The sequence below is a fragment of the Microbacterium sp. LWO14-1.2 genome (genome assembly GCF_038397715.1).
In the GTDB taxonomy this organism is placed as follows: Bacteria; Actinomycetota; Actinomycetes; order Actinomycetales; family Microbacteriaceae; genus Microbacterium.
On sequence record NZ_CP151633.1, the window covers coordinates 2800153 to 2825754 of the forward strand.

Genomic DNA, 25602 nt, shown 5'->3' on the forward strand with positions numbered 1-25602 from the left:
GGTTTCGGGGAGGGGAGGGGGGAATGAGGGGATGAGGCGGAGAGGGGGAGAGGGGGAGTGGCGTCGGGAAGAGGGGTTGAGCGAACACCGAACACGTGTTAGGTTTTCGCGAGTCGGAGCGCTGCGATCGGCGGCGCCGTTCTCGATGAGGAGACACGATGAAGCGATGGATGAGCGCAGCGGCGGCGACCGGACTGGTCGTCGCGGGACTCGCGGTGGCCGGCCCCGCAGCAGCGGGCGGCCACGGAGGAGGGCCGGGTGGAGGGCCGGGCGGAGGCAAGCCCGGCACCGAAGAGCTGAACCGCTGGGCGGTCGACACCTGGCGATCGCTGGACGCGATGACCGACGAGCAGACGGGTCTGCCGTCCGACAACATCACCGGCGATCTGCAGACGCCGGGCGCCCACACCTCGCCGACGAACATCGGCGGATATCTGTGGTCCACGGTCACGGCCCGTGACCTCGGCGTCATCGGCGACGACGAGGCCCACGAGCGCCTCGCCACGACTCTCGACACCCTCGCGGGCCTCGAGCGGAACGACGCGAGCGGCATGTTCTACAACTGGTACTCGCCGACCACGGGGGAGAAGCTCACGACCTGGCCGGACTCCGGCGACCCGGTGTACCCGTTCCTCAGCACGGTCGACAATGGATGGCTGGCCGCATCCCTCCGCATCGTCCGCGAGGCCGAGCCCGATCTCGCGGAGCAGGCGGACGCGCTGTACGACTCCATGGACTTCGCGTCGTTCTTCGACCCGGCCGGTGCCGCAGGCCTCCCCGCCGGCACGAACCGCGGCGGGTTCTGGGACGCGGCTCCGCCGGACTGCAGCGTCGAGGTGCCCATGTACAACGGCTCGGGCGAGACCGCGTTCTACACGTGCCACCACTACGACACGACCGTGAGCGAGAGCCGCATCGCGACGTACCTCGGCATCGCGAACGGGCAGATCCCCGCCACCGCGCTGTACGGCACGCACCGCACCATGCCTCCCGGCTGCGACTGGGCCTGGCAGGAGCAGCTGCCGCAGGGCGAATACCGCACGTACGACGGCGTCGAGGTGTGGGAAGGCACCTACCAGTACGGCGGGATGTCGTTCGTCCCGAGCTGGGGCGGCAGCATGTTCGAGTCCCTGATGCCCGACCTGCTCGTGCCCGAGACGAAGTGGGGCCCGAAGTCGTGGAAGCTCAATCACCCGATCACGGTCGCGGTGCAGAAGCAGCACGGTCTCGACGAAGCCGGCTACGGCTACTGGGGGTTCTCGCCGGCGAGCGACCCCTTCGGCGGGTACGCGGAGTACGGCGTCGACATCGCCGGAATGCGCTCGGACGGATACACCTCGGATGCCGAGAAGACCGACGTCGACGTCGACCGTCCCGGATGCTCGACGGGCACCAACCCCGATCCGGAGTTCGGTGACGGGGTCGTGACCCCGCACGCGGCCTTCCTCGCCCTGCCCTACGACCGCGAGGGCGCCCTGCGCAACCTCGAGGGCATCGAGCAGGACCTCGGAGCCTACGGTCCCGGCGGCTTCTACGACGCGGTCGCCGTGCACAGCGGCACCATCGCCGAGCGCTACCTGTCACTCGACCAGTCGATGATCATGGCGGCGATCGGCAACGAGCTCACGAAAGATACACTCAAGGACTACTTCGTGGACCGGGAGATGGAGCAGCGCCTGCGGCCCGCGATGACACAGCAGGTATTCGGCTCGTCGTGGGGAGCGGGACACGGCCACGGCGGCTGACCCCCCTCGCGTCGGAGGACGGGAGCGGGCAGTGAGCACGGATCAGCAGCCGGTCGCGGGACGCGGTCGCCGCGGCCCCTACGCGGCCGGCCAGGCCCGCCGGCAGGCGATCGTCGACGAAGCGCTCGCGGTGTTCTCCCGCACGGGATTCCACGGCGGATCCCTGCGGGAGATCGCGAAGCGGGTCGGCGTCACGCCGGCGGGGCTGCTGCACCACTTCGCCGACAAGGAGGAGCTGTTCGCGGAGGTGTTGCACCAGCGCGACGAGAAGGTGCGTGCGGCCGCGGGAGACCCGGCCGAGCACACCCTGCTCGAACAGGCGACGCGCGTCGTCGCCTACAACCAGACCTCTCGCGGCCTCACCTCGCTGTATGCGATCGTGTCGGCCGAGGCGACGGACCCTGATCATCCGTCGCACGCCGACTTCGCCGCGCGCTACCGCGACCGGGCCGCCGAAGCCGAGGAGATCCTCCGCCGGGGTCAGGATGCCGGAGAGGTGCGCGCCGACATCGACCCGGCCCAGGCGGCGAGGCTGATCAGCGCGGTGATGGACGGCATCCAGCTGCAGTGGCTGCTCGACGACTCCGTCGACATGGTGCCCCTGTTCGAGGAGTTCGTGGGGCGGTACCTGCATCCGGCGCCCGACGCGGACGGCTGACCGATCCACGCCCTGACGCGGTGGAGCCGTCTCAGTCGCGCGCCGTCTGCAGCAGCGCCCACAGCTCGGCGCGTGCGGGGAAGGACGAGAGGTCGGCGCCCAGCAGCGTCCCGGCCTGGGCGATGCGCGACCGCAGGGTGTGCCGGTGCACGCCGAGCGCCGCGGCGGCCGGTTCCGCCTTCGCATCGTGCTCGAGCCACACCCGCAGCGTCCGCTCCAGTTCGCCTGCCGAGCGGAGGTCGCTGTCGCGGAGGGGAGCGAGGCGGGATTCCGCGAGCAGACGCGCCTCATCGGTCGCGAGCGCGCTGAGGATGCTGGAGCCCACCGTGTCGGCGTAGCGGTGGACCCCGGCATCCGACTGCTGGTGCAGCGCCGCGACGGCCTGCGCGTGCGCACGCGAGAAGGAGTCGTACGACTCCGATCCCGAAGCCCCGATGCGGATGCCGAAGCGCTCGGCCACTTCGTCGAGCAGCCCCTCGTCGACGGCCGACACGCACAGCGTGACGCCGTCGTCGGACTCGGCGACGAAGGAGGCCGTGCCCTCGTCCGTCCGGCGTCGATCCCACCAGTCGGTCAACGGACCGGCCGGGGCATCGGCCGCGACGGCGACGACGATCGGGGCGGGCGGCAGCGAGCCGAGCACCCGACGAGCGAGCGCGGGGTCGTCGCCCTGCAACGACGACAGCAGCTGCGAGTGCAGGCGGCGTCGGCTCCGTGCGAGCTGCTCGCTCTGCTCGAGCGCGAGTCCCGCCATCGCGATGACCGAGGTCACGACCGTGCGCGCCTCGGGGTCGAGCCCGTCGATGCCGAGCGCGATGACGCCGCGGAGGCGGCCGCCGCGGCCGACCGTGAACAGCATGAACGAGCGGTCGCCGGCGGTGAGCGACTGCCCCGCCTCGAGTCCGCGGGTCAGCACCTCGGCGACGTGCTGCCCGAGCACATCCCGCGCCGCGCTCGGGACCTCGTCGCGGGGATGCGAGGACTGCAGCGCCCCCGAGGCGTCGTACATCCCGACCCAGACTCCGAGGCGCCGACCGAGCTCGGCGAGGGTGGCGTCGAGCCCCCGAGGACGCAAAGCGGCGAGGGCGAGGGCGCGCTGCGTGTCGAGCGCCCACGACCGCCGCGCGTACGCCTGCGCGGCGATGGCCTCGGAGTGCGCGCGCGCCACCGCGATGAACGGCGTGCGGTAGGGGACCTCGAAGAGCGGCATCCCTCGGCGTGCGCAGGCGACGACGAGCTCGTCGGGGATACCGGCTCGATGCACCTCCGTGCCGAAGCCGAGTCCGCGCACGCCGCGGTCGGCGAGCCGGTCGACGTACACGCCGAACCCGGTGTCGGCGTCGAACTGGACGCCCGTGGTCAGCAGGGCGAGGTCTTCTGCGAGGAACGGCGTCGGGTCGGCGAGGTCGGAGCTGTGCACCCAGCGCAGCGGACTCTCCAGCGCCTCCGCGGGGAGCTCCTGCGGCTCGGACACGAGCCGCAGCCCCAGATCGCGACGGCGGAGCAGCGCCTGCAGCGTGGGTTCGTCGGCGATCTCCATCCGGCTCCCTCCCCGTCGACAGGGATGTACGGTGCGGCGAATCCCTTCGTCAGATTGTACAGTCCGGCGAATGCAGGCACGTCTGTCGCGGTCGTACGCTCGCGACATGGCTCTCCTCGACACCGACACCGCGACCGTTCCCCTCGGCGGACCCGACCTCCCCCAGGAGCGTCGACTGGTCACTGAGCTCCCCGGGCCCCGCTCGGCCGAGATCCTCGCCCGCAAGGCCGAGGCCGTGCCCGCCGGCGTCGGGCACACCGTGCCGGTCGCGGCGGTCGCCGCAGGCGGAGGCGTCGTCGTCGACGCCGACGGCAACTCCCTCATCGACCTCGGATCCGGCATCGCCGTGACGACGGTCGGCAACGCGCACCCCAAGGTGGCCGCCGCCGTCGCCGCCCAGGCCGCCCAGTTCACGCACACCTGCTTCATGATCTCGCCGTACGAGTCGTACATCGAGGTCGCCGAGGCGCTCAACCGCCTCACGCCCGGGGACTTCGCCAAGAAGAGCGCCCTGTTCAACTCCGGCGCCGAGGCCGTCGAGAACGCGATCAAGATCGCCCGCAAGCACACCGGCCGCCAGGCCGTCGTCGCGTTCGATCACGGCTACCACGGCCGCACCAACCTCACCATGGCGCTCACGGCCAAGTCGATGCCGTACAAGAGCGGGTTCGGCCCGTTCGCGCCCGAGGTCTACCGCGCACCCATGTCGTACCCGTTCCGCGACGGCCTCGACGGTGCGGAGGCCGCAGCCCGCGTCATCCTGCAGCTCGAGAAGCAGGTCGGCGCCGACAACCTCGCGGCCGTCATCATCGAGCCCATCCAGGGCGAGGGCGGCTTCATCGTGCCGGCCGAGGGCTTCCTGCCGGCCATCCTCGACTGGTGCCGCGCGAACGGCGTCGTCTTCATCGCCGACGAGGTGCAGACGGGCTTCGCCCGCACCGGCCACATGTTCGCGAGCGAGATCTTCGGCATCGAGCCCGACCTGATCACCACCGCCAAGGGCATCGCCGGCGGTCTGCCCCTCGCCGCCGTCACCGGCCGCGCCGAGATCATGGACGCCTCGCACACCGGCGGCCTCGGCGGCACGTACGGCGGCAACCCGATCGCGTGCGCCGCCGCGCTCGCCGCGATCGACGTGTTCGAGAACGACGGCGTCATCGAGCGCGCCAGGGAGATCGGCGAGATCCTCACGCGCCGCCTCACGACCCTGCAGCAGGGCGACCCCCGCATCGGAGACATCCGCGGACACGGTGCGATGATCGCGGCCGAGTTCGTCGATCCCGAGACCAAGGCCCCGGACGCCGCGCTCACGGCCGCCGTCGCCAAGGCCGCGATCGCGAAGGGCGTGATCGTGCTGACCTGCGGGACGTACGGCAATGTCATCCGCTTCCTGCCGCCGCTGTCGATCGGCGACGACCTGCTCGACGAGGGTCTCGACGTCATCGCCGAGGCGCTCGCGTCGGCCTGAACCACGGCCGCTGAGGCGGTCGGCACACACGTCCGGCCGCGACTCGTATCGGGGGATTTCGAGTCGCGGCCGGCAACCTTTCCCACGAAGGAGAAGCAGATGGCTGAGATCACCCGTGACGTGCTGATCGTCGGAGCCGGAGCCGCAGGGCTCACCGCGGCGAACGACCTGCGCAAGGCCGGCCTGTCGGTCGCCGTGCTGGAGGCCCGCGACCGCGTCGGCGGTCGGCTGTGGACCGACGTCATCGACGGCGCCATGCTCGAGCTCGGCGGCCAGTGGGTCTCGCCCGACCAGGACGCGCTCAAGGACACGATCGAGGAGCTCGGGCTCGAGACGTACAGCCGCTACCGCGACGGCGACAGCGTGTACGTCGGCCCCGACGGCGAGGTGCACCGGTTCACCGGGGAGATGTTCCCCGTCTCGGCCGAGACCGAGAAGGTCATCGCCGAGATCACCGCCCGCCTCGACGAGATGGTGGCGCAGATCGACCCCGATCGCCCGTGGGAGCACCCGCAGGCCGCGGAGTGGGACAGCGTCACCTGGGATGCCTGGCTGCGCCAGCAGACCGACGACGACGAAGCGGTGCGCAACCTCGCTTTCGCCACCGGCTCGGCGATGCTCACGAAGCCGACGCACACGTTCTCGCTGCTGCAGTCGCTGCTCATGGCGGCGTCCGCCGGCTCGTACTCGAACCTCGTCGACGCCGACTTCATCCTCGACAAGCGCGTGGTCGGCGGGCTGCAGCAGGTGCCGATCCTGCTCGCCGAGCGTCTCGGCGACGACGTGCTGCTCGGCCAGCCCGTGCGCACGCTGGAGTGGGGTGCCGACGGGGTCACCGCCACGACCGATGAGCTCACGGCCCGCGCCCGGTTCGCGATCCTCGCGCACGCACCCGTGCTGTACGACCGGATCTCGTTCGTGCCTCCGCTGCCGCGTCGCCAGCACCAGCTGCACCAGCACCTCTCGATGGGCTTCGTCATCAAGGTGCACGCGGTCTACGAGACCCCGTTCTGGCGCGAGCAGGGCCTCAGCGGCACCGCGTTCAGTCCGTACGAGCTCTCGCACGAGGCCTACGACAACACGAACCACGGCGACGAGCGGGGCACCCTCGTGGGATTCGTCAGCGACCAGAACGCCGACGACCTGTTCGCGTTGAGCGACGACGAGCGCAGGGAGCGCATCCTCGAGTCGCTGTCGCACTACTACGGGCCCGAGGCCAAGAATCCGGTCGTCTACTACGAGAGCGACTGGGGCACGGAGGAGTGGACCCGCGGCGCCTACGCCGCGAGCTTCGACATGGGCGGCCTGCACCGGTACGGCGCCGACCTGCGCACGCCGGTGGGGCCGATCCACTTCGCCTGCAGCGACATGGCCGGAGCGGGCTTCCAGCACGTCGACGGGGCGATCCGCATGGGTCATCTCGTCGCGTCGAACATCGTCGAGTCGACGAGGGATGCGGGCGAGACGGCCGAGGTCGGCTGATGAGCGGCTCGATCGTCGTCGGGTACACGGCGACGGATGCCGGAGCGGACGCCGCCGCGCTGGGCGCCCGACTGGCTCGCAGCCTCGGCGCCGTTCTGCGCCTCGTCATCGTGCTGCCCTCGGAGGGCACGCGCAACGCCGCCGTCGCGCCCGAGCGGGCGTATGAGGACCACCTGCGTCGTCAGGCCACGCAGTGGCTCGAGGAAGCGGTCACCGGTCTGCCGCAGGAGCTCGTCCGCACCGGGCACGTGCGGTTCGGGGAGTCGTTCGCCGAGGGGCTGATCGCCGCCGGCGAGGAGTTCGGGGCGCGGCTCATCGTCGTCGGCGCCGCGAACGGCAGCCTGTTCGGGCGCCACCGTCTCGGCAGCGTCGCGTCGGAGCTGCTGCACTCCTCGACCATCCCCGTCGCGCTGGCTCCCGCCGGCACCTCGACCGAGGACGACCACGTCCTGCCCCGGGTGACGGTCGCGGTCGGCACCCGTCCCGGCGCGGAGAACCTCCTCGACGAGGCGGCGACAGTCGCCGCCGATGCGCACGTCGGTCTGAGGCTCGTGTCGCTCGTCCCCTTCGACGTGCCTCCCGGTCTCGACACGGGGTCGATCCGCATCGCGGGCGACGAGCACTCCCGCGAAGTGCTCGCGGTCGCGTCGACGCTGCTGCCCGACACGCTCGACGCCACGGTCGAGGAGGCCCCCGGCGACACCGTCGAGGACGCGGTCGCCCACCTGTCCTGGCTTCCCGGCGAGGTGATCCTCGTCGGATCGAGCCGTCTCGCGCAGCCTCGCCGGCTCTTCCTCGGCTCGACCGCGGCGAAGATGCTGCACGAGCTGCCCGTCCCCATGATCGTCGTCCCGCGTACGCGCACCGAAGCAGGAGTCCGCTGATGAGCAGCTCGAACCGGGCGACGGAGCCCGCATCCGGTGTGACGACCGGCATCTCTCAGAAGGGTCTCAGCGTCGGCACCGTCGGCGTGATCGGCGCCGTGGTCATCGGCGTCTCGACCATCGCGCCCGCCTACACGCTCACCGCCTCGTTGGGTCCGACCGTCGCGGTCGTCGGCACGCAGGTCCCGGCGATCATCCTCGTCGGCTTCATCCCGATGCTCCTCACGGCGTTCGGATACCGCGAGCTCAACCGCGAGATGCCCGACTCCGGCACCTCGTTCACGTGGGGCGTGCGCGCCTTCGGCCCGTGGATCGGATGGATGACGGGGTGGGGCCTGATCGCCGCCACCGTCATCGTGCTGTCGAACCTCGCCGGCATCGCCGTGGAGTTCCTGTTCCTGCTGATCTCGCAGATCTCGGGCAACCCCGACATCGCAGACCTGGCGTTCAACCCGTTCATCAACGTCGTCGTCTGTCTGCTCTTCATGCTCGGGGCGACGCTCGTGTCGTACCGCGACATGCAGACCACGCAGAAGTTCCAGTACATCCTGGTCGGGTTCCAGGTGCTCGTGCTCGTCGTGTTCGCGGTCGTCGCGATCGTGAAGGCCGTGTCGGGCGACGCCCCCGACCCCACCGCGTTCTCGTGGTCGTGGTTCAACCCGTTCGAAGTGCCCACGTTCAGCGCCTTCGCCGCCGGGCTCTCGCTGTCGATCTTCATCTTCTGGGGCTGGGACGTCGTGCTCACCATGAACGAAGAGACCAAGGATCCGGCGAAGACGCCCGGTCGGGCGGCCATGGTCACCGTGTTCGTCGTGGTCAGCCTGTACCTGCTCCTCGCGATCGGCCTCATCATGTTCGCGGGTGTCGGCGACGGGAACCTCGGGCTCGCGAACGAGGACATCAGCGCGAACGTGTTCTTCGCGCTCTCCGACCCGATCCTCGGGCCGCTCGCGTTCCTCGTGTCGCTGGCGGTGCTGTCGAGCTCGGCGGCGTCGCTGCAGTCCACCGCCGTCGGCCCGGCGCGCACCCTGCTCGCGATGGGTCACTACGGCGCGCTGCCCAAGAAGTTCGCGAAGGTCAGCCCGCGGTTCTTCACCCCGGGCTACTCCACGATCGTGTCGGCGGTCGTCGCCTCGGTGTTCTACGCCGTGATGCGACTCGTCAGCGAGAACGTGCTCACCGACACGATCCTGTCGCTCGGCATGATGATCTGCTTCTACTACGGCCTCACCGCGTTCGCGTGCGTCTGGTACTTCCGTCGCCAGTGGTTCGACTCGACGCGCAGCTTCTTCTTCACGTTCCTGTTCCCGCTGGTCGGCGGAGCGATCCTCGCCGTGCTGTTCGTCACGACGCTCATCGACTCCATGGACCCCGCCTACGGCAGCGGCTCGAGCATCGGCGGCGTCGGGCTCGTGTTCGTGCTCGGCGTCGGCATCATCGTCATCGGCATCGCGGTGATGATCTGGCAGGCCGTCCGGCGCCCGGCGTTCTTCCGCGGCGAGACCCTCACCGCCGACGCCCCGCCGAGCCTCCGCCGCCGCTGACCCCGCATCCGCCGCCGACCCCAGACCCCGGCATCCGCCCCACAGAGAGAGAACCCATGAGCACTCAGACAGAGCAGGCGCTGCTCGACAGCATCCCCACCGGCCTCTTCATCGGCGGCGAGTGGATCGACGGAGAGACCGGCGCGACCTTCGACGTCAAGGACCCCTCGACGGGCGACGTGATCCGCACGATCGCGGACGCGACGCCGGCCGACGGCATCCGCGCTCTCGACGCCGCGGTGGCCGCGCAGGACGAGTGGGCGGCGACCGCGCCGCGCGCCCGCAGCGAGATCCTGCGCACGGCGTTCGACCTCGTGCAGGAGCACAAGGAGGACCTCGCGCTGCTGATGACCCTCGAGATGGGCAAGCCTCTCGCCGAGGCCCGCGGCGAGGTCGTCTACGGAGGTGAGTTCCTGCGCTGGTTCAGCGAGGAGGCGGTGCGCATCAGCGGCCGCTACGGCATCAACCCCGAGGGCACCGGCCACATGGTCGTATCGCAGCGTCCCGTGGGCCCGTCGTTCTTCGTGACGCCGTGGAACTTCCCGTTCGCGATGGCGACCCGCAAGATCGCCCCCGCCCTCGCCGCCGGCTGCACCGTCGTCATCAAGCCGCCGGCTCTCACGCCGCTCACGACCATCTTCTTCACCTCGCTGCTCGAGAAGGCAGGACTCCCGAAGGGCGTCGTCAACGTCGTGCAGACGTCGAAGTCCTCGGCGCTCTCTGGCCCGATCATCGCCGACCCCCGTCTGCGCAAGCTGTCGTTCACCGGCTCGACCGAGGTGGGGCGCAAGCTCATCGCCCAGGCCGCCGAGGGCGTGCTGCGCGTCTCGATGGAGCTCGGCGGCAACGCGCCGTTCGTCGTCTTCGACGACGCCGACCTCGACAAGGCGGTCGACGGGGCCCTCGCCGCGAAGTTCCGCAACATCGGTCAGGCCTGCACGGCCGCCAACCGGTTCATCGTGCACCAGGACGTGGCTGACGAGTTCGCGAAGCGCGTCACCGAGCGCGTCTCCGCGATGAAGATCGGCCGCGGCACGGAAGAGGGCGTCGCGATCGGACCGCTCATCGACGAGGATGCCGTGGCCAAGGCCGGCGAGCTCGTCGACGACGCCGTCGGCCGCGGCGCGACGCTGCTCGCGGGCGGCAAGGCGCTCAAGGGCGTCGGCACGTACTACGAGCCCACCGTGCTCACCGACGTCGTGCCCGGATCGGCGATCCTCCGCGAGGAGATCTTCGGCCCGGTGCTCGCGATCTCCACCTTCGCCACCGAGGAGGAGGCCGTGCGCCTCGCCAACGACACCGAGTACGGACTCGTGTCGTACGTGTTCACCGAGAACCTGCAGCGCGGTCAGCGGATGATCGACGGCCTCGAGACCGGCATGATGGGTCTCAACGTGGGCGTGGTCTCGAATGCGGCAGCTCCCTTCGGCGGCGTCAAGCAGTCGGGTGTCGGCCGCGAGGGCGGCTTCGAGGGCATCCACGAGTACCTGTCCACCAAGTACACCCTGATCCCGGTCTCCTGACCGAGCCGAAGGAGAACGAAACCATGACCGACTACGCCGTCATCAACCCCGCCACCGGGGAGACGCTGAAGTCCTTCGACACGTTCACGGATGCGCAGATCGAGGAGGCCGTCGCGGCCGCCGACACCGCGCACCGCGAATGGTCGCGCTCGTCGACCGTGGCCGAGCGTGCCGCGCTCATCCGCCGCATGGCGGAGCTGCACCGCGAGCGCCGCGAGGAGCTCGCCGACGTGTTCGTGCGCGAGATGGGCAAGCCGCGCGAGGCCGCGCTCGGAGAGGTCGACTTCGCGGCCGACATCGCCGAGTACTACGCCGACCAGGCCGAGGCCATCATGGCCGATCAGCCGATCGACATCCTCGGAGACGGCTCGGCGATCATCCGCCGCTCGTCGCTCGGACCGCTCGTCGGCATCATGCCGTGGAACTTCCCGGCGTACCAGATCGTGCGCTTCGCGGCCCCGAACCTCATCGTCGGCAACACGATCCTGCTGAAGCCCGCACCGCAGTGCCCCGAGTCGTCGAACGCGATCGCCGAGATCTACCGCGACGCGGGCTTCCCGGAGGGCGCGTACCAGAACGTGCTCGCCACGAACGAGCAGATCGCGACGATGATCGCCGACCCGCGCGTGCAGGGCGTGTCCCTCACGGGCTCGGAGCGCGCCGGTGCCGCCGTCGCCGAGATCGCCGGTCGCAACCTGAAGAAGGTCGCCCTGGAGCTCGGCGGATCCGACCCGTTCATCGTGCTGTCGACCGACGACCTGGATGCCACCGTGCAGGCGGGCGTCGATGCCCGCCTCGACAACAACGGCCAGGCGTGCAACGGCGCCAAGCGGTTCATCATCGTCGACGACCTGTACGACGCGTTCGTCGAGAAGTTCACCGCGGCGATGGCTGCGGTCGAGGCGACCGACCCCATGCTCGACGACACCGTGCTGGGCCCCGTCTCCTCCGAGACCGCGGCCGAGAACCTGCAGAAGCAGATCGACACGGCCGTCGAGCAGGGTGCGACGCTGCTGACCGGCGGCACGCGCGACGGGGCGTTCTTCGCGCCGACCGTGCTCGCCGACGTCACGCCCGAGATGAACGTGTACCGCGAGGAGCTCTTCGGCCCGGCGGCGGTCGTGTACCGCGTCGCCGACGAGGACGCGGCGATCGCACTCGCGAACGACACCACCTTCGGGCTCGGCTCGTACGTGTTCACGACCGACGCCGAGCAGGCGGAGCGCGTCGCCGACCGCATCGAGGCCGGCATGGTCTACGTCAACCTCGTGCTGGCCGACAGCCCCGAGCTGCCGTTCGGCGGCATCAAGCGCAGCGGCACCGCCCGCGAGCTCGGTCACCTCGCCGCCGACGAGTTCGTCAACAAGAAGCTGATCCGCATCGGCTGACGCGGACGGAGAGGGGCGGATGCTGCGGCATCCGCCCCTCTCTCTCACCGTCCGCGAGGTCTCATCCGTCTGCGAGGTCGAGGTAGGCGAGCACCGCGAGCACGCGGCGGTTGACGGCCGACCCCGACGCGACTCCGAGCTTCGTGAAGATCGTGTTGATGTGCTTCTCGACGCCGCTCTGACTCATGTACAGCCGCTCGGCGATGCCGGCGTTGCTGTGGCCCTCCGCGATGAGCTCGAGCACCGCGGCCTCGCGCTCGCTGAGCTCGCCCATGCGCTGACCGGGGCCCGACCGGTCGGCGATGAGACGACTGATCACCTCGGGGTCGAACGCGACCCCGCCGTCGGCGATCCGCACGATCGCGTCGAGGAAGCCGGCGATGTCGGACACACGGTCCTTCAGCAGGTACCCGACCCCGCCGCGGCCGTCGAGCAGCAGCTCGCTCGCATAGCGGCGCTCGACGTGCTGCGAGAGCACGAGCACCGCGACACCGGGGTGGTCGCGGCGGATGCGGAGAGCCGCACGGATGCCCTCGTCGACGAACTCCGGCGGCATGCGCACGTCGGCGATCACGACGTCGGGCTCGTCCGCAGCGATGGCGGCGAGGAGGGCGTCGGCATCGCCGACGGATGCCGTCACGACGTGCCCCTCGGCGACGAGAAGCTGAGCGATGCCCTCACGGAGCAGCGTCGAGTCCTCGGCGATGGCTATCCGCACGGGATCACCGCCTCGACCACGGTCGGGCCGCCGACCGGGCTGTGCACACGCAGCTGCCCGTCGCGGGCTGCCACCCGTGACGCGATCCCCGAGAGCCCGGTGCCCGCGGCATCCGCCCCGCCGACGCCGTCGTCCTCGACGCTGACCGACAGCAGCCCGTCGCCGCTGCGCACACGGATCGTGATCGATGCGGCATCCGCGTGCTTGATCGCGTTCGTCACTGCCTCGCTCGCGACGAAGTAGGCTGCGGTCTCGGCCGCCCGGTCGGCGATCGGCCCCGCCTCGACATCGAGGTGCACGGGCATGGCCACGCGGTCGCGCAGGGCGCGCAGGGCCACCGCGAGTCCGTCCCGCTGCAGCATCTCGGGATACGTCCGCCAGGCCACGTCGCGCAGATCGTCGAGGACGTGCTGGGTCTCGTCACGCGCGGTGCGCAGCAGGGCCGCACCCTCGGCGGGATCGGAGCGCTCCACTCGCGCGAGCAGGATCGACAGCGCCACGACTCGCTGCTGCACGCCGTCGTGGATGTCGCGTTCGATCCGTCGGCGTTCCGCGTCGACCGCATCGACGACCTCGTCGAGCGTGGCGTGCAGCCGCACCACCTCCTGCGACAGCTCACCGGCGCCCGGCCGCTGGAACGCGTCCCAGACCCGCCGTTCGAGCCACGCGATGCCGCCCAGGCCCGAGAGCGCGAGGAACAGCAGCACGAGCCCCGGCACGACGAAGAGGCCGACCGTCGCCCAGGTCACGCGTCCAGGGCGGGCGCTGAACAGGGCCACGGGACCGCCGGTGGCCGCGGCGACGAGCATCTGGACGCCGACCACGACTCCCGCGACCATCAGCACGAGGATGCACAGCACGACGAGCTGCAGCAGCGCCGACAGAGCGAGCAGCCCGCGGGTGCGGCGCGCAGGCGGCGGGACGCGACGGGGGATGCCGTCCACCCACGCGAGGCGGGCGGCGAGAGCGTCGAGCACCGTCGGCGCCGGGCGACGCGGTGTCGTCACGACCGCGACGAGCGTCGCGGGGAGCATCGCGATCCCGGCGGCGGTGCCGCCCAGCATCCGCAGCACATCGCGCACGATCGGCCGGGACGTCATGAGTCCATTGTGCCGGTCAGGCGGCGCTTTCGAATCGCGTGACTGGCAACTCTCGGGGGCCGAAAACCGTCATTTGCGCGATTCGACGGGGGCGGCGGGAGGGCCCTGCACCCGCTGCCGCACGCGCAGCACGACGAAGAGCGACACGGCGGCGATGACCGCAGCGACCACGACGAGCTGCAGACCGTCGGCGTACTGCTCGATGAGGTGCCACTGCTCGCCGAGCAGGAACCCCGCCATCACGAACACCGTGTTCCAGATCGCGCTGCCGGCCGCCGTCAGGAGCGTGAAGCGCAGCAGCGGCATCCGCTGGATCCCCGCGGGGATCGAGATGAGGCTGCGGAAGATCGGGATCATGCGACCGAAGAACACCGCCTTCGAACCGTGCTTCGCGAACCACGCCTCGGCGCGATCGACGTCGCTGACCTTCATGAGGGGCATCCGGTCGACGATCCGGCGCAGACGCGCGGGGCCGAGCCAGGCGCCGATGCCGTACAGCGCGAGCGCGCCGACGACCGAGCCCACCGTCGTCCAGACCAGCACCTCCCACAGCACGATCGAGCCCTGGCTGGCGGTGAACCCGGCGAGCGGCAGGATCACCTCGCTGGGGATCGGCGGGAACAGGTTCTCGATCGCCACGGCGACGCCGGCGCCGACGCTGCCGAGCGTCTCCATGAGCGCGATCGCCCAGTCCGCGAACAGGCCCAAACCCTCGGAAGCGTCCATGCCATCGACGCTACGGAGCAGGACGGATGCCGTCACTGCGGCTGCCCCTCCGTCGAGGTGCGGAAAACCGGAAACCGGGGCGCTGCCCACTGGCCCTGGGCCCACCACGCGGGCGTAGGGTCGAAGCATGGCCACGGTTGCAGAGAACATCGTCAAGACACTGGGAGCCAACGGGATCGAGCGGGTGTACGGACTCCCGGGCGATTCGCTGAACGGCTTCACCGACGCGCTTCGCAAGGACGGCAGCATCCGCTGGGTCCACGTGCGCCACGAGGAATCGGCAGCCTTCGCCGCCGCAGCGGATGCCGCGCTCACCGGCGACCTGGCGGTGGTCGCCGGCTCCTGCGGTCCCGGGAACCTGCACCTCATCAACGGCCTCTACGACGCCAACCGCTCGCGCGTGCCCGTGCTCGCGATCGCCGCTCACATCCCGACGAACGAGATCGGCACGGGGTACTTCCAGGAGACGCACCCGCAGGAGCTGTTCCGCGAGTGCAGCGTGTACGTCGAGTACGTCGCCGACCCGCGGCAGATGCCCCGTCTGCTCGAGATCGCCATGCGCGCGGCCATCGAGCAGCGCGGGGTGGCCGTGCTCGTGATCCCGGGCGACGTCGCGCTCGCCGAGATCGCCGACGACCGCGCCGTGGTGATCGAGCGCACGCGCCCCGTCGTGACGCCGAGCCCCGACGAGCTCGAGCGCGCGGCCGCGCTGCTGAACGCCTCGTCCAAGACGACGATCCTCGCCGGAGCAGGGGTCGAGGGCGCGCACGACGAGGTCGTCGCGCTGGCCGACCGACTCGGTGCTCCGATCGTGCACGCTCTGCGCGGCAAGGAGTTCATCGAGTACGACAACCCGTTCGACGTGGGCATGACGGGACTGCTGGGCTTCGCGTCGGGGTACCGCGCGATGGAGGCGGCCGACACCCTGCTCGTGCTCGGCAGCGACTTCCCCTACGAGCAGTTCTACCCGGAGCACGCGACCACGATCCAGGTCGACATCCGCGGATCGCAACTCGGCAAGCGGCATCCGCTCGACCTGGGCCTCGTCGGCGACGTGCGGGCGACGGTCGACGCCCTGCTGCCGCGACTCGCCGCGAAGACCGACCGCGGGCACCTCGACGACGCGGTCGCGCACTACCGCAAGACCCGCGCGAAGCTCGACGACCTCGCGACGCCCACCAAGAAGGGGCGCCCGATCCACCCGCAATACCTCGCCCGCGTGCTCGACGAGCAGGCGACGGATGACGCGATCTTCACCGCCGACGTCGGCTCGCCCACCGTGTGGGCCGCGCGCTACCTGTCGATGACCGAGGGGCGCCGCCTGATCGGATCGTTCACGCACGGATCCATGGCCAACGCCCTGCTGCACGGCATCGGAGCGCAGGTGTCGCACCCGGACCGCCAGGTGGTCGCGCTCGCCGGGGACGGCGGCCTGGCGATGATGCTCGGGGAGCTGCTCACCGTCACCCAGAACGGGCTGCCGGTGAAGACGGTCGTGGTGAACAACTCCTCGCTGAACTTCGTCGAGCTGGAGATGAAGGCCGCCGGGTTCGTCAACTACGGCACCGGTCTCGACAATCCGAGCTTCGCCGCGATCGCCGAGGCCATGGGCATCTTCGCCCGCCGCGTCGAGAACAGCGAGGACCTGCCGGATGCCGTGCGCGAGGTGCTCGCACACGATGGCCCCGCTCTGCTGGACGTGGTGACCGAGCGCCAGGAGCTCTCGATGCCGCCCGCGATCGAGGCCGCACAGGTCAAGGGCTTCGCTCTGTACGCGATCCGCACGGTCATGTCGGGCCGGGGCGACGAGTTGCTCGACCTCGCCAGGGCCAATTGGCGTCAGTTCCTCTGAGTCCTGCGCGCCCTGCGTCGCAGGAATGCGCCCGCGTCGCACGACTCCCGTGAGAACGTGCGACGCGAGCGTACTTCTGCGACAGCAGTGCGCCCCGAGGCTCAGCCGTCGAGCCGGGCCCGCACCTCGGCGGCTTCCGCGTGACGCCCGAGTCCCTCGAGCACGTCGCCGAGCTCGAGCGCGGCGACCTGCAGGAGGGGCGGGTGCCCCGCGGCGTGCTCGATGACCGTGCGATAGATCGCCACGGCATCCTCTGAGCGCTCGTTCGAGGCGAGCAGTCGCGCGGCGAAGAGCTCCGAGCCGCCTGCCGAGCCGAGGTCGCCGAGCTCCGCGAAGCCGTCGGCGGCCGTCAGGGCCGACGACACGGCCTCATCGGTGCGGCCGAACGAGGCGAGCGCACGGGCGCGGGAGTCGGTGACGTCGGCGAGCAGCCAGCCCGCGTCGTGCTCCCCGGCCAGCGCGGCGACCTCGTCGAGCATCGGGAAGGCTCGTTCGTCCTGCTGAGCCCCGTACGCCTGCCCGAGGTTGTGCAGCACCTCGACCCGTGCGCCGACGGCGTCGGGCACGGCCCGGACGATCTCGGCCGCGGACTCGAGGTCGGCGATCGCGGCGTCGTGCTCGTCGAAGCGGGCGAGGATCTTGGCGCGCTCGGTGAGCGAGACGGCCTGATCGGCCGGCTCCTCGCCCTCGCCGAACAGCTCGGCCGCGTACCCGTAGGCGCCGACGGCCTGGCCGAACTCCCCGGCGCCCGCCAGTGCGCGAGCCAGCAGCGACGCGGTCATGCCGCGGGATGCCGCATGCACCTCGGCCTGCTCCTCGCGTTCGAGCACCTGACCGAAGAGCTCGGCGGCCTCGGGGGCGTCGCCCTGCGCGAGCATGGCGCGCGCGAGCCGGAAGTCCGCCGCCACCTGATCGCCGCCCTCCTGCGCGGCGATGCGAGACGTCACCCGATAGCGGGCCACGGCCTTCTGGGGTTCGCCGGCGTCCTCCCAGAGCGCACCGGCGAGCAGGTGCGCGGTGCCCAGCGCTCGTGTGGCGCCGAGTCCGGCGAGCAGGCGGCACGCCTCATCGGCATCCGCCGCGCCCTCCACGAACGCCTCCTGCCCGCCGCGCACGCGGGCGCGGGTCTGCAGCGCCTGCGCACGGTGGCCGTCGCTCAGGTCGTCCTGCGCGAGGAGGCGATCGAGCAGGGCCGTCGCCGCCTCCGTGTCGCCCTTCTGCAGCACGGCCGCGATCGCGATGAGGGTCGTCGTGTTCGACAGCCGTGCGTCGCCGGCCTCGGCGAACGCCCGTGCCGCGCGTTCGGCGAGATCGAGCGCGGCGTCCGGTTCCTCGGCGTGCATGTGCAGGGAGGCGCGGCTGATCGCCAGGTCGCCGCGCGACCAGGCGGGAAGGGCGTCGGATGCCGTGAGGGCGTCCTCGAGCGCGGCCACCGTCTCGGGAGTGTTCAGACCGAAGGTCGCGAGGCCCAGGCGCTGCTCGAGATCGGCCTGCTCGTCGCGTCCGGCCGCGCGCAGCGCCTCGATGCGGGCGGGCAGGAGGTCGGCTGCCTCGTCGGCGCGGTCGAGGGCGACGAGGATGCCGAGGCGCATCGACATGAGCTGAGCGACCTTCGCCGGATCCTCGACGGCCAGCGCCTTCGGCAGAGCCTGCAGCGTCTCGTGCTCTGCGCCGAACTGCGCGAGGTTCATGGCGCGGTCGAACCAGCCGTCGGCATCCGTCGGGGTCGCCGGATCGGCGGTCGCGACGAACGCGTCCGACCGGATCGGCACGTCGTACCGCTCGCCCTCGAGCGCGCGGAGCCGTGCGATGCTGCGCGCGTGGCCGTCGCTGCCGTCGCGGCGGTCGAAGTCCGCGCCGATGCGCTCGGCGGCGGCCCATGCCGTGGCGGCGAGGTCGGCGGCGCTCCACGAGCCCTCGTGCGGTCCGAAGAACGCCTCCAGCGCCGGGGTCTCCGCTCCCCGCACGGGGGTGTCGCCGTGCCCCGCGAGCGTGACCCGGTCGAGCGCGAAGGCGATCGCGCCCAGCGTGGCGAAGTGGGCGTCGACGTTGAGCCCGTCATGCGCCAGCCAGCCGATGTGGCGCTCCACGAGGGCGAGGGCGCGGGCCTCGTTGCCGGTGATCGCGGCGAACACGAGGTTGTTCGCGACGATGCGCAGGTTGTCGGGATTGTCCTTCGCGAGGCGGTAGCTGCGCAGGTGGGCGCTCTTCGCCTCGTCGAAGCGGCCCGCGCGCAGGTAGGGCAGGAGCACGCGCGACAGGGCGTGCTCCGGTTCCTCACCGCACGAGTAGCCGCCCTCGAGCATCTCCTCGACGAGTCGGATCGCCTCGGCATCCCGATCCGTCTCCGCGAAGAACCCTGCGAACTGGCTGCGTCCGCACGCGTCGCAGTGGCTGTGCTCGTCGCGGGGCGTCGCCTCCAGGCGCACGCGCAGGGCCTCGGCGTCGTCCATCCTTCCGGCGTCCCACGCATCCTCGAAGCGCGCGGTGAGCACGCCGCTGAGGCCGAGGCCGCCCGCACGGTAGTGGGTCTCCATGTCGTCGAGCACCGCGGCGATCTGCTCGCCGGAGAACGCCGGAGACGACCGGAGGGCCGACGCCATCCACTTGAACTGCCACATCAGGTCGGCGCCGCCGTAGTCGAGGTCCGCGGGGAACCGCTGCGGGTCGGCGTCGTGCCTGGCGAGGCACCACGCGAAGGAGTTCAGCATCACGTCGGTGGCGCCGTTCATGTTCGCCGACGCCGTCTGCCGCATCCGGGCCTCGTACTCGAGGCGCTCGTCGCCGAGCTCGACGGCGAGGGCGACGGCCTCCGCGACGAGCGCCTGCTCGGCTGGCCCCCACGGGGTGCGGTCGATCTCTTCGATGAGCTGCCGGAAGCGCTTCTGCGGACGTGCCATGGTGGCCCCTTCATGCGGACGGGTCGGTGACGACGGACGGACGGGTCGGTGACGACGGACGGAGGCTCAGACGACGTCGTCGAAGGGGACCGCGTCTCCCTCGATCCCGGCGGAGAGCGAGACGAGGTCGCTGAGCGCGGTGGTCATCAGCGCCCGATCCGCGTCGGAGAGCGGGTGGTGGCCGGCGAGCAGCGCCTGGATGTACAGCAGCTGCACGGTGCGGGCGAAGACCGCATCGTCCTGCACCCGCACGAGAGCGCGCACGACGCGGTTCGACCAGTTGAGGCAGAGGCGGGCGCTGAGGTCGTCATCGCGGGATGCCGACAGGGTGGCGTCGATGCGGTCCAGCACGCCGCCCCACAGCGCGCCGGTGAAGCCCTTGGTGCGACCACGGTCGAGGCGGCGGAGCACCTCGGGGTCGGCGACGTACAGCGCGGCGAGCTCCGGCTGATCGATCGATCGCACGGTCACGGAGCAGTCGGATGCCGCGAGCACCCCGCCCGCACGGGCTTCCAGCGCGACCGCGGCGTCGCGATCGTCGAGCGGGGGAGGGTCGAGGCGGTCGAGCTCCCCGCCCACGTCGACGAGTTCGACGGACACCTGCGGATACAGCTCAGGCAGCATGCGCACGAGGTCGGCGTCGTACAGGTAGCCGCCGTTGACGAGCACCTCGGATGCGGGGGAGATGCCGGCGACCTGCCGGAACTCGTCGACGGTCTGCGCGAATCGGATGTGCGGGAAGCGCTCGACGATATCGCCGATGCGCAGGGTTCCGTGGGTCGTCTCGAGCGTGAGCCACCGGGTGATGAAGCGGGCGAGCTCCTCGTCGTGGCGCACCAGCGATTTCAGGCCGACCTCGTGGACGGCGACGAACTGGGCGAGGCGGTGGGGCTCTCGGAGCCCGAGGTCGAGCACCCAGCGGCGGATGCCGGCGCCGAGCTGCTCGCGCACGTGCTCCAGCGCGGTGTCATCGACGAGCGACTCGCGGCTCGCCGTCGGCGCCAGGCCCGTCGAGTCGACGACGGCCCTGACGAAGAAGGCCCAGTCGGGCAGCACGTCGTCGGCGCGCTCCGACAGCAGCATCCGGCCGAGGTACATGCGGGTCGCCTGCCGAGCGCCGGGAGGGGGCGCGTAGGGGAGGACGTACGCGAGGCCGCGGGTGCCGGTCGCGGGCTCGCCGATCTCGATCACGTCGAGGGGTGCGGCGCCGAGCAGGTCGCGTCCGTACTGCACGGCGGCCTCGGGGTCGGTCGCCGCGTCGAGGAACGGAGCCGCCCTCGTGATGTCGACGTCACCGCCGGGGGCGTCGATCGTGACGCGCACCGGCAGGAACTCCGCGAAGGCGGTCGCCAGCTCCCGCACGGCGGCGGGGCGCAGCAGCTCGTCGGCGTCGAACCGCGGCGCGAGGTGCACGCTCGTGCCGATCGGCAGCTCGTCGTCGATCTCGGTCACCCGGAACGTGCCGTCCGCGCTGCCGGTCCACTCGACGGCCGGTGTGCCCTTCGCGCTCCGCGAGCGGATGACGATGGTGTCGGCGACCATGAAGCAGCTGAGCAGCCCGATGCCGAACTGGCCGAGGTAGTCGCTGCGGGGCATGTCGAAGATGTCGCGCTTCGAGCTGCGGCCGACCGTCGCGAGCAGGTCGGCGACCTCAGCAGCGGTAAGTCCGATGCCGTCGTCGCGCAGCACGAACTCGCGGCTCTCGTCGGTGAGCGGGGTGATGCGGATGCTGCCGCCGGTGCCGTCGAGCTCCCGGCGGGCCGTGACGGCGTCCCTCGCGTTCTGCAGCAGTTCGCGCAGGTACACCCGAGGACTCGAGTAGATGTGCCGGCTGAGGAGGTCGACGACCCCGCGCAGATCCACCTGGAACTGCTGCACGTCAGAGCTCACCGCATTCCCTCCCGTTGCGTCCGCCCGCCGAGCCTAGCAACAGCGCGGTCCCTCCGCCGGTTCGGCACCCGCCGACGGATGCCGTATGCTTGACCAGCAGTTGTTGTCTGCATCCTTTCGCCGTGCCCCGGCCCACACGCCCGGGCCGGATGGCAGGATGGAGACGACACCCCGAGACCTCACGGTCTCTAGGGCGGTAGCTCAATTGGCAGAGCAGCGGTCTCCAAAACCGCAGGTTGCAGGTTCGATTCCTGTCCGCCCTGCGCGTCAGCGCAACGCTGACACACGAAAGGTACATTCAGGATGGATCAGGACGAACCGCGCGGCGAGGTCGTCGCGGCCGGCGCCACCCGAGAGAAGACGGGCAACCCCATCTCCCGGTTCTTCGGGAGCATCGCCCTGTTCTTCCGTCAGGTCATCGCAGAGCTTCGCAAGGTCGTCACTCCGACCCGCAAGGAACTGTTCAAGTTCACCGCGGTGGTGCTCGTCTTCGTTCTGATCGTCATGGGCATCGTCTACGGGCTGGACACCTTGTTCGCGTGGCTGACGCACATCGTGTTCGGAGTTCCGGACGCTTGACGCCCTGCGGCCCTGGCCGCAGTGATTGGAAAGAAACACCGTGTCTGAACGATATTCCGACGACGCCGACTGGGCGACCGCTGCCGAGCAGTCCAGCGAGGAGGACGAGGCCCAGGAGGGCAACGTCCTCGCCGCAGAGGAGTTCTCCGTCACGTCCGCCGAGCACGTGGCTCTCCACGTCGAGGACGTGGACGGCGACGACGAGACCGGCACGGAAGAAGACACCGACATCGACATCGACGACCCGGAGGCGGATGCGATCGTGAACGACGCTCTCAACCTGGACGAAGCGGCTGAGTCCGAGGCTGCCGCTGAGGTCCTCAACGACGCTGTGGCCGAAGAGACCGCAGAGCAGGAAGCGGAGGCGGCCGACGAGGTCACCCCGTACGACGGACCCGACGTGAACGGCGAGGACGACCGCCCGGCCGTCGACGCCGACGACGCGGACGACCCCGTGGTCGCGGCCGTGGAGGCCGAGGAAGCCGCGGAGTCCGACGACGTCGACTCCGAGGAGGACCCGTACGAGGCGTTCCGCATGGACCTGCGCATGCTCCCCGGCAAGTGGTACGTCATCCACTCGTACGCCGGCTTCGAGCGCAAGGTCAAGGCGAACATCGAGCAGCGCAAGTCGACGCTCGAGGTCGAGGACGAGATCTACCAGATCGAGGTCCCGATGGAGGACGTCGTCGAGATCAAGAACGGCCAGCGCAAGATGGTCACGCGCGTGCGCATCCCCGGCTACGTGCTGGTGCGCATGGAGCTCACGGAGGACACCTGGTCGGTCGTCCGTCACACGCCCGGTGTCACCGGCTTCGTGGGCAACGCCCACAACCCGACGCCGCTGCGCTTCGAAGAGGCCTTCAACATGCTGAAGTCGCTCGTCGAGGTCAAGGACGTCCCGACCGCCAAGAACATCGCGGCCAAGGGCGGCGTCGCTGTCGCACGTCCGCTGCCGGCCGAGGTCGACTTCGAGGTCGGCGAGACCATCACGATCAAGGAGGGCTCGTTCGCGGGTCTGCCCGGGTCGATCAGCGAGATCAAGCCCGAGAGCGGCAAGCTCACGGTGCTCGTGTCGCTCTTCGAGCGCGAGACGCCGGTCGAGCTGTCGTTCGACCAGGTCACCAAGATGATCTGACGACCACGAGTCGCAGGAAGAAGGCCGCCCCTCGGGGCGGCCTTCTCTCGTTGCGGCATCCGTTCTCGTGCGCGCCTCGTGCGCGACCCACCCCCTTCCGCGCGAGCCACCCCCTTGTGCACGAGAACAAGGGGGGTGGCTCGCGCACAGAGGGGTGGGTCGGCGAGGGGTGGGTCGGCGCGTGTGGGGCGGCGACGGGACTCGGCGACAAGGCGGGCGTCGATCGGGTAGACTGTTGTGGTTTGTGCGCCGCTTTCGCGTGCGTCCAGACGACCACGGTCCGGAGATGCCGGATCTGTGGGAGAAGCGGGTGCTGCGGCATCCGATTCGATGAAAGGAAAGAGAATGGCACCGAAGAAGAAGGTGACCGGCCTGATCAAGCTTCAGATCAACGCCGGTGCAGCCAACCCGGCGCCGCCGATCGGCCCCGCGCTCGGTCAGCATGGCGTCAACATCATGGAGTTCTGCAAGGCGTACAACGCCGCGACCGAGTCGCAGCGCGGCAACGTCATCCCCGTCGAGATCACCGTCTACGAGGACCGCAGCTTCACCTTCGTCCTGAAGACCCCGCCCGCGGCGGAGCTCATCAAGAAGGCCGCCGGCGTGCAGAAGGCTTCGGCCACCCCGCACACCGTCAAGGTCGGCAAGATCACCAAGGACCAGGTCCGCCAGATCGCCGAGCAGAAGCAGGCCGACCTGAACGCGAACGACATCGAGGCCGCCTCGAAGATCATCGCCGGCACCGCCCGTTCCATGGGCATCACGGTCGAGGGCTGAGGGAGATAATCATGGCTACGAAGTCCAAGGCTTACCGCGCTGCCGCCGAGAAGATCGAGGCAGACCGTTTCTACACTCCCGCCGAGGCTGTCGCCCTGGCCAAGGAGACCGGCTCGTCGAAGTTCGACGCCACCGTCGAGGTCGCGCTGAAGCTCTCGGTCGACCCCCGCAAGGCAGACCAGATGGTGCGCGGCACCGTCATCCTGCCCCACGGCACCGGCAAGACCGCCCGCGTCATCGTGTTCGCCACCGGCCCCGCGGCCGAGGCGGCGATCGCTGCAGGCGCCGATGAGGTCGGCGGCGCCGAGCTCATCGAGAAGGTCGCCGGCGGCTGGACCGCGTTCGACGCGGCCGTCTCCACCCCGGAGCTCATGGGCCAGGTCGGTCGTCTCGGAAAGGTCCTGGGTCCGCGTGGACTCATGCCGAACCCGAAGACCGGCACGGTGACCCCGAACACGGCCAAGGCCGTCGAGGACATCAAGGGCGGAAAGATCGAGTTCCGCGTCGACAAGCACGCCAACGTGCACTTCGTCGTCGGCAAGGCCTCCTTCTCCACCGAGCAGCTGAACGAGAACATCGACGCAGCGCTCGAGGAGATCGTCCGCCTCAAGCCGTCGAGCTCGAAGGGCCGTTACATCCAGAAGGGCGCCGTGTCGACCACGTTCGGCCCCGGCATCCCGCTGGACGTCAACGCGATCTGACGCTCACGCGCTCACAGGAAGGCCCCCGCCTCGGCGGGGGCCTTCTTCGTCGCCTACACCATGGCGACATCCGACGTCATCCGACTGGGATGCCGGAGGGATCCCGCGTACTGTGGGTGAGTTCCGCGCACCACAGCATCCGCGCACCGCATCACCCCAGGAGGGTTCATCCATGTCCCGTCGCCTCATCGCCGTCACCGCGCTCGTCCTCGGCGCCGCCGCGCTCACCGCGTGCAGCGGCAGCACCGCTCCCGCCGAGAGCGGCTCCTCCTCCGAAGAGGGTTCGAACGACTTCGGCCTCGTGAAGGACGGCACGCTGACGGTCGCGACCGAGGGCACGTACCGCCCGTTCAGCTTCCACGGCGACGGCGGCACCGGCGACCTGACGGGCTACGACGTCGAGATCATCCAGGCCGTCGCCGACAAGCTCGACCTCGAGGTCGACTTCAAGGAGACGCAGTGGGATGCGATCTTCGCGGGGCTCGACGCCGGACGCTTCGACGTGATCGCCAACCAGGTCACCATCAACGACGACCGGAAGGCCTCCTACCTGTTCAGCGAGCCGTACACGGTGTCGCCCGGTGTGATCGTGGTGGCCGAGGACGACGACTCGATCTCGTCGTTCGACGACCTGCAGGGCAAGACCACGGCCCAGTCGCTCACCAGCAACTGGAACGACCTCGCGAAGGAGTCGGGCGCGAACGTCGAGGGCGTCGAGGGGTGGGCACAGGCCGTCGAGCTCCTTCGCCAGGGCCGCGTCGACGCGACCATCAACGACAAGCTCACGTTCCTCGACTACGAGAAGACGAACAGCCCGACCGGTCTGAAGATCGCGGCGGAGACCGAGGACGCCGGCGAGCAGGCCTTCGTGTTCACGAAGGACAAGAAGTCGCTCGTCGAGGCCGTGGACGCCGCCCTCGAGGAGCTGCGCGCCGACGGCACGCTCGCCGAGATCAGCGACAAGTACTTCGGCGCCGACGTCACGCAGTAAC

The 25602-nt window shown here is 70.3% G+C and carries 20 protein-coding genes and 1 tRNA gene; 15 read left to right on the forward strand and 6 right to left on the reverse strand.

The features are described 5' to 3' along the window. Nucleotides 1–170 precede the first annotated feature (170 nt). On the forward strand, nucleotides 171–1745 hold the full coding sequence (locus tag MRBLWO14_RS13465; RefSeq protein WP_341933644.1) for a glucoamylase family protein: 1575 nt from the start codon (nucleotides 171–173) through the stop codon (nucleotides 1743–1745). 31 nt (nucleotides 1746–1776) lie between these two features. Then, nucleotides 1777–2403: a TetR/AcrR family transcriptional regulator gene (locus MRBLWO14_RS13470; protein WP_341933645.1), complete on the forward strand. Its 627-nt coding sequence runs from the start codon at nucleotides 1777–1779 to the stop codon at nucleotides 2401–2403. Nucleotides 2404–2434: 31 nt separating this feature from the next. Here MRBLWO14_RS13470 and MRBLWO14_RS13475 read toward each other — a convergent pair whose 3' ends face one another. Further along, on the reverse strand, nucleotides 2435–3943 hold the full coding sequence (locus MRBLWO14_RS13475; RefSeq protein ID WP_341933646.1) for a PucR family transcriptional regulator ligand-binding domain-containing protein: 1509 nt from the start codon (nucleotides 3941–3943) through the stop codon (nucleotides 2435–2437). Between the two features lie 106 nt (nucleotides 3944–4049). On the opposite strand from MRBLWO14_RS13475, the gene gabT reads away from it, so the two are divergent. The 6 genes from gabT (at nucleotide 4050) to MRBLWO14_RS13505 (ending at nucleotide 12232) form a co-directional block, all read left to right on the forward strand. Further along, nucleotides 4050–5411: a 4-aminobutyrate--2-oxoglutarate transaminase gene (gene gabT, locus MRBLWO14_RS13480; RefSeq protein WP_341933647.1), complete on the forward strand. Its 1362-nt coding sequence runs from the start codon at nucleotides 4050–4052 to the stop codon at nucleotides 5409–5411. 99 nt (nucleotides 5412–5510) lie between these two features. Beyond that, on the forward strand, nucleotides 5511–6893 hold the full coding sequence (locus MRBLWO14_RS13485; protein ID WP_341933648.1) for an NAD(P)/FAD-dependent oxidoreductase: 1383 nt from the start codon (nucleotides 5511–5513) through the stop codon (nucleotides 6891–6893). Next, complete coding sequence (locus MRBLWO14_RS13490) at nucleotides 6893–7777, forward strand: universal stress protein (RefSeq protein WP_341933649.1); 885 nt, start codon at nucleotides 6893–6895, stop codon at nucleotides 7775–7777. Before MRBLWO14_RS13485 ends, MRBLWO14_RS13490 begins: the two co-directional genes overlap by 1 nt. Further along, complete coding sequence (locus MRBLWO14_RS13495) at nucleotides 7777–9321, forward strand: APC family permease (protein ID WP_341933650.1); 1545 nt, start codon at nucleotides 7777–7779, stop codon at nucleotides 9319–9321. The genes MRBLWO14_RS13490 and MRBLWO14_RS13495 overlap by 1 nt, the downstream gene beginning before the upstream one ends. 56 nt (nucleotides 9322–9377) lie before the next feature. Next, nucleotides 9378–10844 carry an NAD-dependent succinate-semialdehyde dehydrogenase gene (locus MRBLWO14_RS13500; protein WP_341933651.1) on the forward strand — a complete coding sequence of 489 codons (1467 nt, stop codon included), beginning with the start codon at nucleotides 9378–9380 and terminating at the stop codon, nucleotides 10842–10844. Between the two features lie 23 nt (nucleotides 10845–10867). After that, nucleotides 10868–12232 (forward strand): NAD-dependent succinate-semialdehyde dehydrogenase, encoded by a 1365-nt coding sequence (locus tag MRBLWO14_RS13505; protein WP_341933652.1) that lies wholly within the window; start codon nucleotides 10868–10870, stop codon nucleotides 12230–12232. A 61-nt stretch (nucleotides 12233–12293) separates the two neighbouring features. Here MRBLWO14_RS13505 and MRBLWO14_RS13510 read toward each other — a convergent pair whose 3' ends face one another. From MRBLWO14_RS13510 to MRBLWO14_RS13520, 3 genes are all read right to left on the reverse strand, one after another. Continuing rightward, nucleotides 12294–12950 carry a response regulator transcription factor gene (locus MRBLWO14_RS13510; protein ID WP_341933653.1) on the reverse strand — a complete coding sequence of 219 codons (657 nt, stop codon included), beginning with the start codon at nucleotides 12948–12950 and terminating at the stop codon, nucleotides 12294–12296. Next, nucleotides 12941–14050 carry a histidine kinase gene (locus MRBLWO14_RS13515; RefSeq protein ID WP_341933654.1) on the reverse strand — a complete coding sequence of 370 codons (1110 nt, stop codon included), beginning with the start codon at nucleotides 14048–14050 and terminating at the stop codon, nucleotides 12941–12943. The genes MRBLWO14_RS13510 and MRBLWO14_RS13515 overlap by 10 nt, the downstream gene beginning before the upstream one ends. Before the next feature lie 69 nt (nucleotides 14051–14119). Then, the gene (locus MRBLWO14_RS13520; RefSeq protein WP_341933655.1) at nucleotides 14120–14776 is read right to left on the reverse strand and encodes a DedA family protein; all 657 of its coding nucleotides are present in this window, start codon (nucleotides 14774–14776) and stop codon (nucleotides 14120–14122) included. Nucleotides 14777–14903: 127 nt separating this feature from the next. Here MRBLWO14_RS13520 and poxB point away from each other — a divergent pair, with 127 nt between their 5' ends. After that, nucleotides 14904–16628, forward strand: coding sequence for a ubiquinone-dependent pyruvate dehydrogenase (gene poxB, locus MRBLWO14_RS13525; RefSeq protein WP_341933656.1), 1725 nt, complete (start codon nucleotides 14904–14906; stop codon nucleotides 16626–16628). Nucleotides 16629–16729: 101 nt separating this feature from the next. Here the strand turns inward: poxB and MRBLWO14_RS13530 are convergent, their stop codons facing one another. Both MRBLWO14_RS13530 and MRBLWO14_RS13535 read right to left on the reverse strand, forming a co-directional pair. After that, nucleotides 16730–19528, reverse strand: a complete 2799-nt coding sequence (locus tag MRBLWO14_RS13530; protein WP_341933657.1) for a hypothetical protein — start codon at nucleotides 19526–19528, stop codon at nucleotides 16730–16732. 66 nt (nucleotides 19529–19594) lie between these two features. Further along, nucleotides 19595–21418: an HSP90 family protein gene (locus MRBLWO14_RS13535; RefSeq protein WP_341933658.1), complete on the reverse strand. Its 1824-nt coding sequence runs from the start codon at nucleotides 21416–21418 to the stop codon at nucleotides 19595–19597. Nucleotides 21419–21608: 190 nt separating this feature from the next. Here MRBLWO14_RS13535 and MRBLWO14_RS13540 point away from each other — a divergent pair. The 6 genes from MRBLWO14_RS13540 to MRBLWO14_RS13565 all read left to right on the forward strand — a co-directional run bounded on the left by MRBLWO14_RS13540 (nucleotide 21609) and on the right by MRBLWO14_RS13565 (nucleotide 25601). Further along, nucleotides 21609–21681 (forward strand) — tRNA-Trp (locus MRBLWO14_RS13540). A gap of 40 nt (nucleotides 21682–21721) precedes the next feature. Then, a complete protein-coding gene (secE, locus tag MRBLWO14_RS13545) occupies nucleotides 21722–21997 on the forward strand; it encodes a preprotein translocase subunit SecE (protein ID WP_096715139.1) in 276 nt (91 codons plus the stop codon). Nucleotides 21998–22037: 40 nt separating this feature from the next. Then, nucleotides 22038–23132: a transcription termination/antitermination protein NusG gene (gene nusG, locus MRBLWO14_RS13550; protein ID WP_341933659.1), complete on the forward strand. Its 1095-nt coding sequence runs from the start codon at nucleotides 22038–22040 to the stop codon at nucleotides 23130–23132. Between the two features lie 345 nt (nucleotides 23133–23477). Continuing rightward, a complete protein-coding gene (gene rplK / locus MRBLWO14_RS13555) occupies nucleotides 23478–23909 on the forward strand; it encodes a 50S ribosomal protein L11 (protein ID WP_025102337.1) in 432 nt (143 codons plus the stop codon). Between the two features lie 11 nt (nucleotides 23910–23920). Next, a complete protein-coding gene (gene rplA / locus MRBLWO14_RS13560; RefSeq protein ID WP_096715141.1) occupies nucleotides 23921–24610 on the forward strand; it encodes a 50S ribosomal protein L1 in 690 nt (229 codons plus the stop codon). A 172-nt stretch (nucleotides 24611–24782) separates the two neighbouring features. Beyond that, on the forward strand, nucleotides 24783–25601 hold the full coding sequence (locus tag MRBLWO14_RS13565) for a transporter substrate-binding domain-containing protein (protein WP_341933660.1): 819 nt from the start codon (nucleotides 24783–24785) through the stop codon (nucleotides 25599–25601). The last annotated feature ends 1 nt before the right edge of the window (nucleotide 25602 follow it).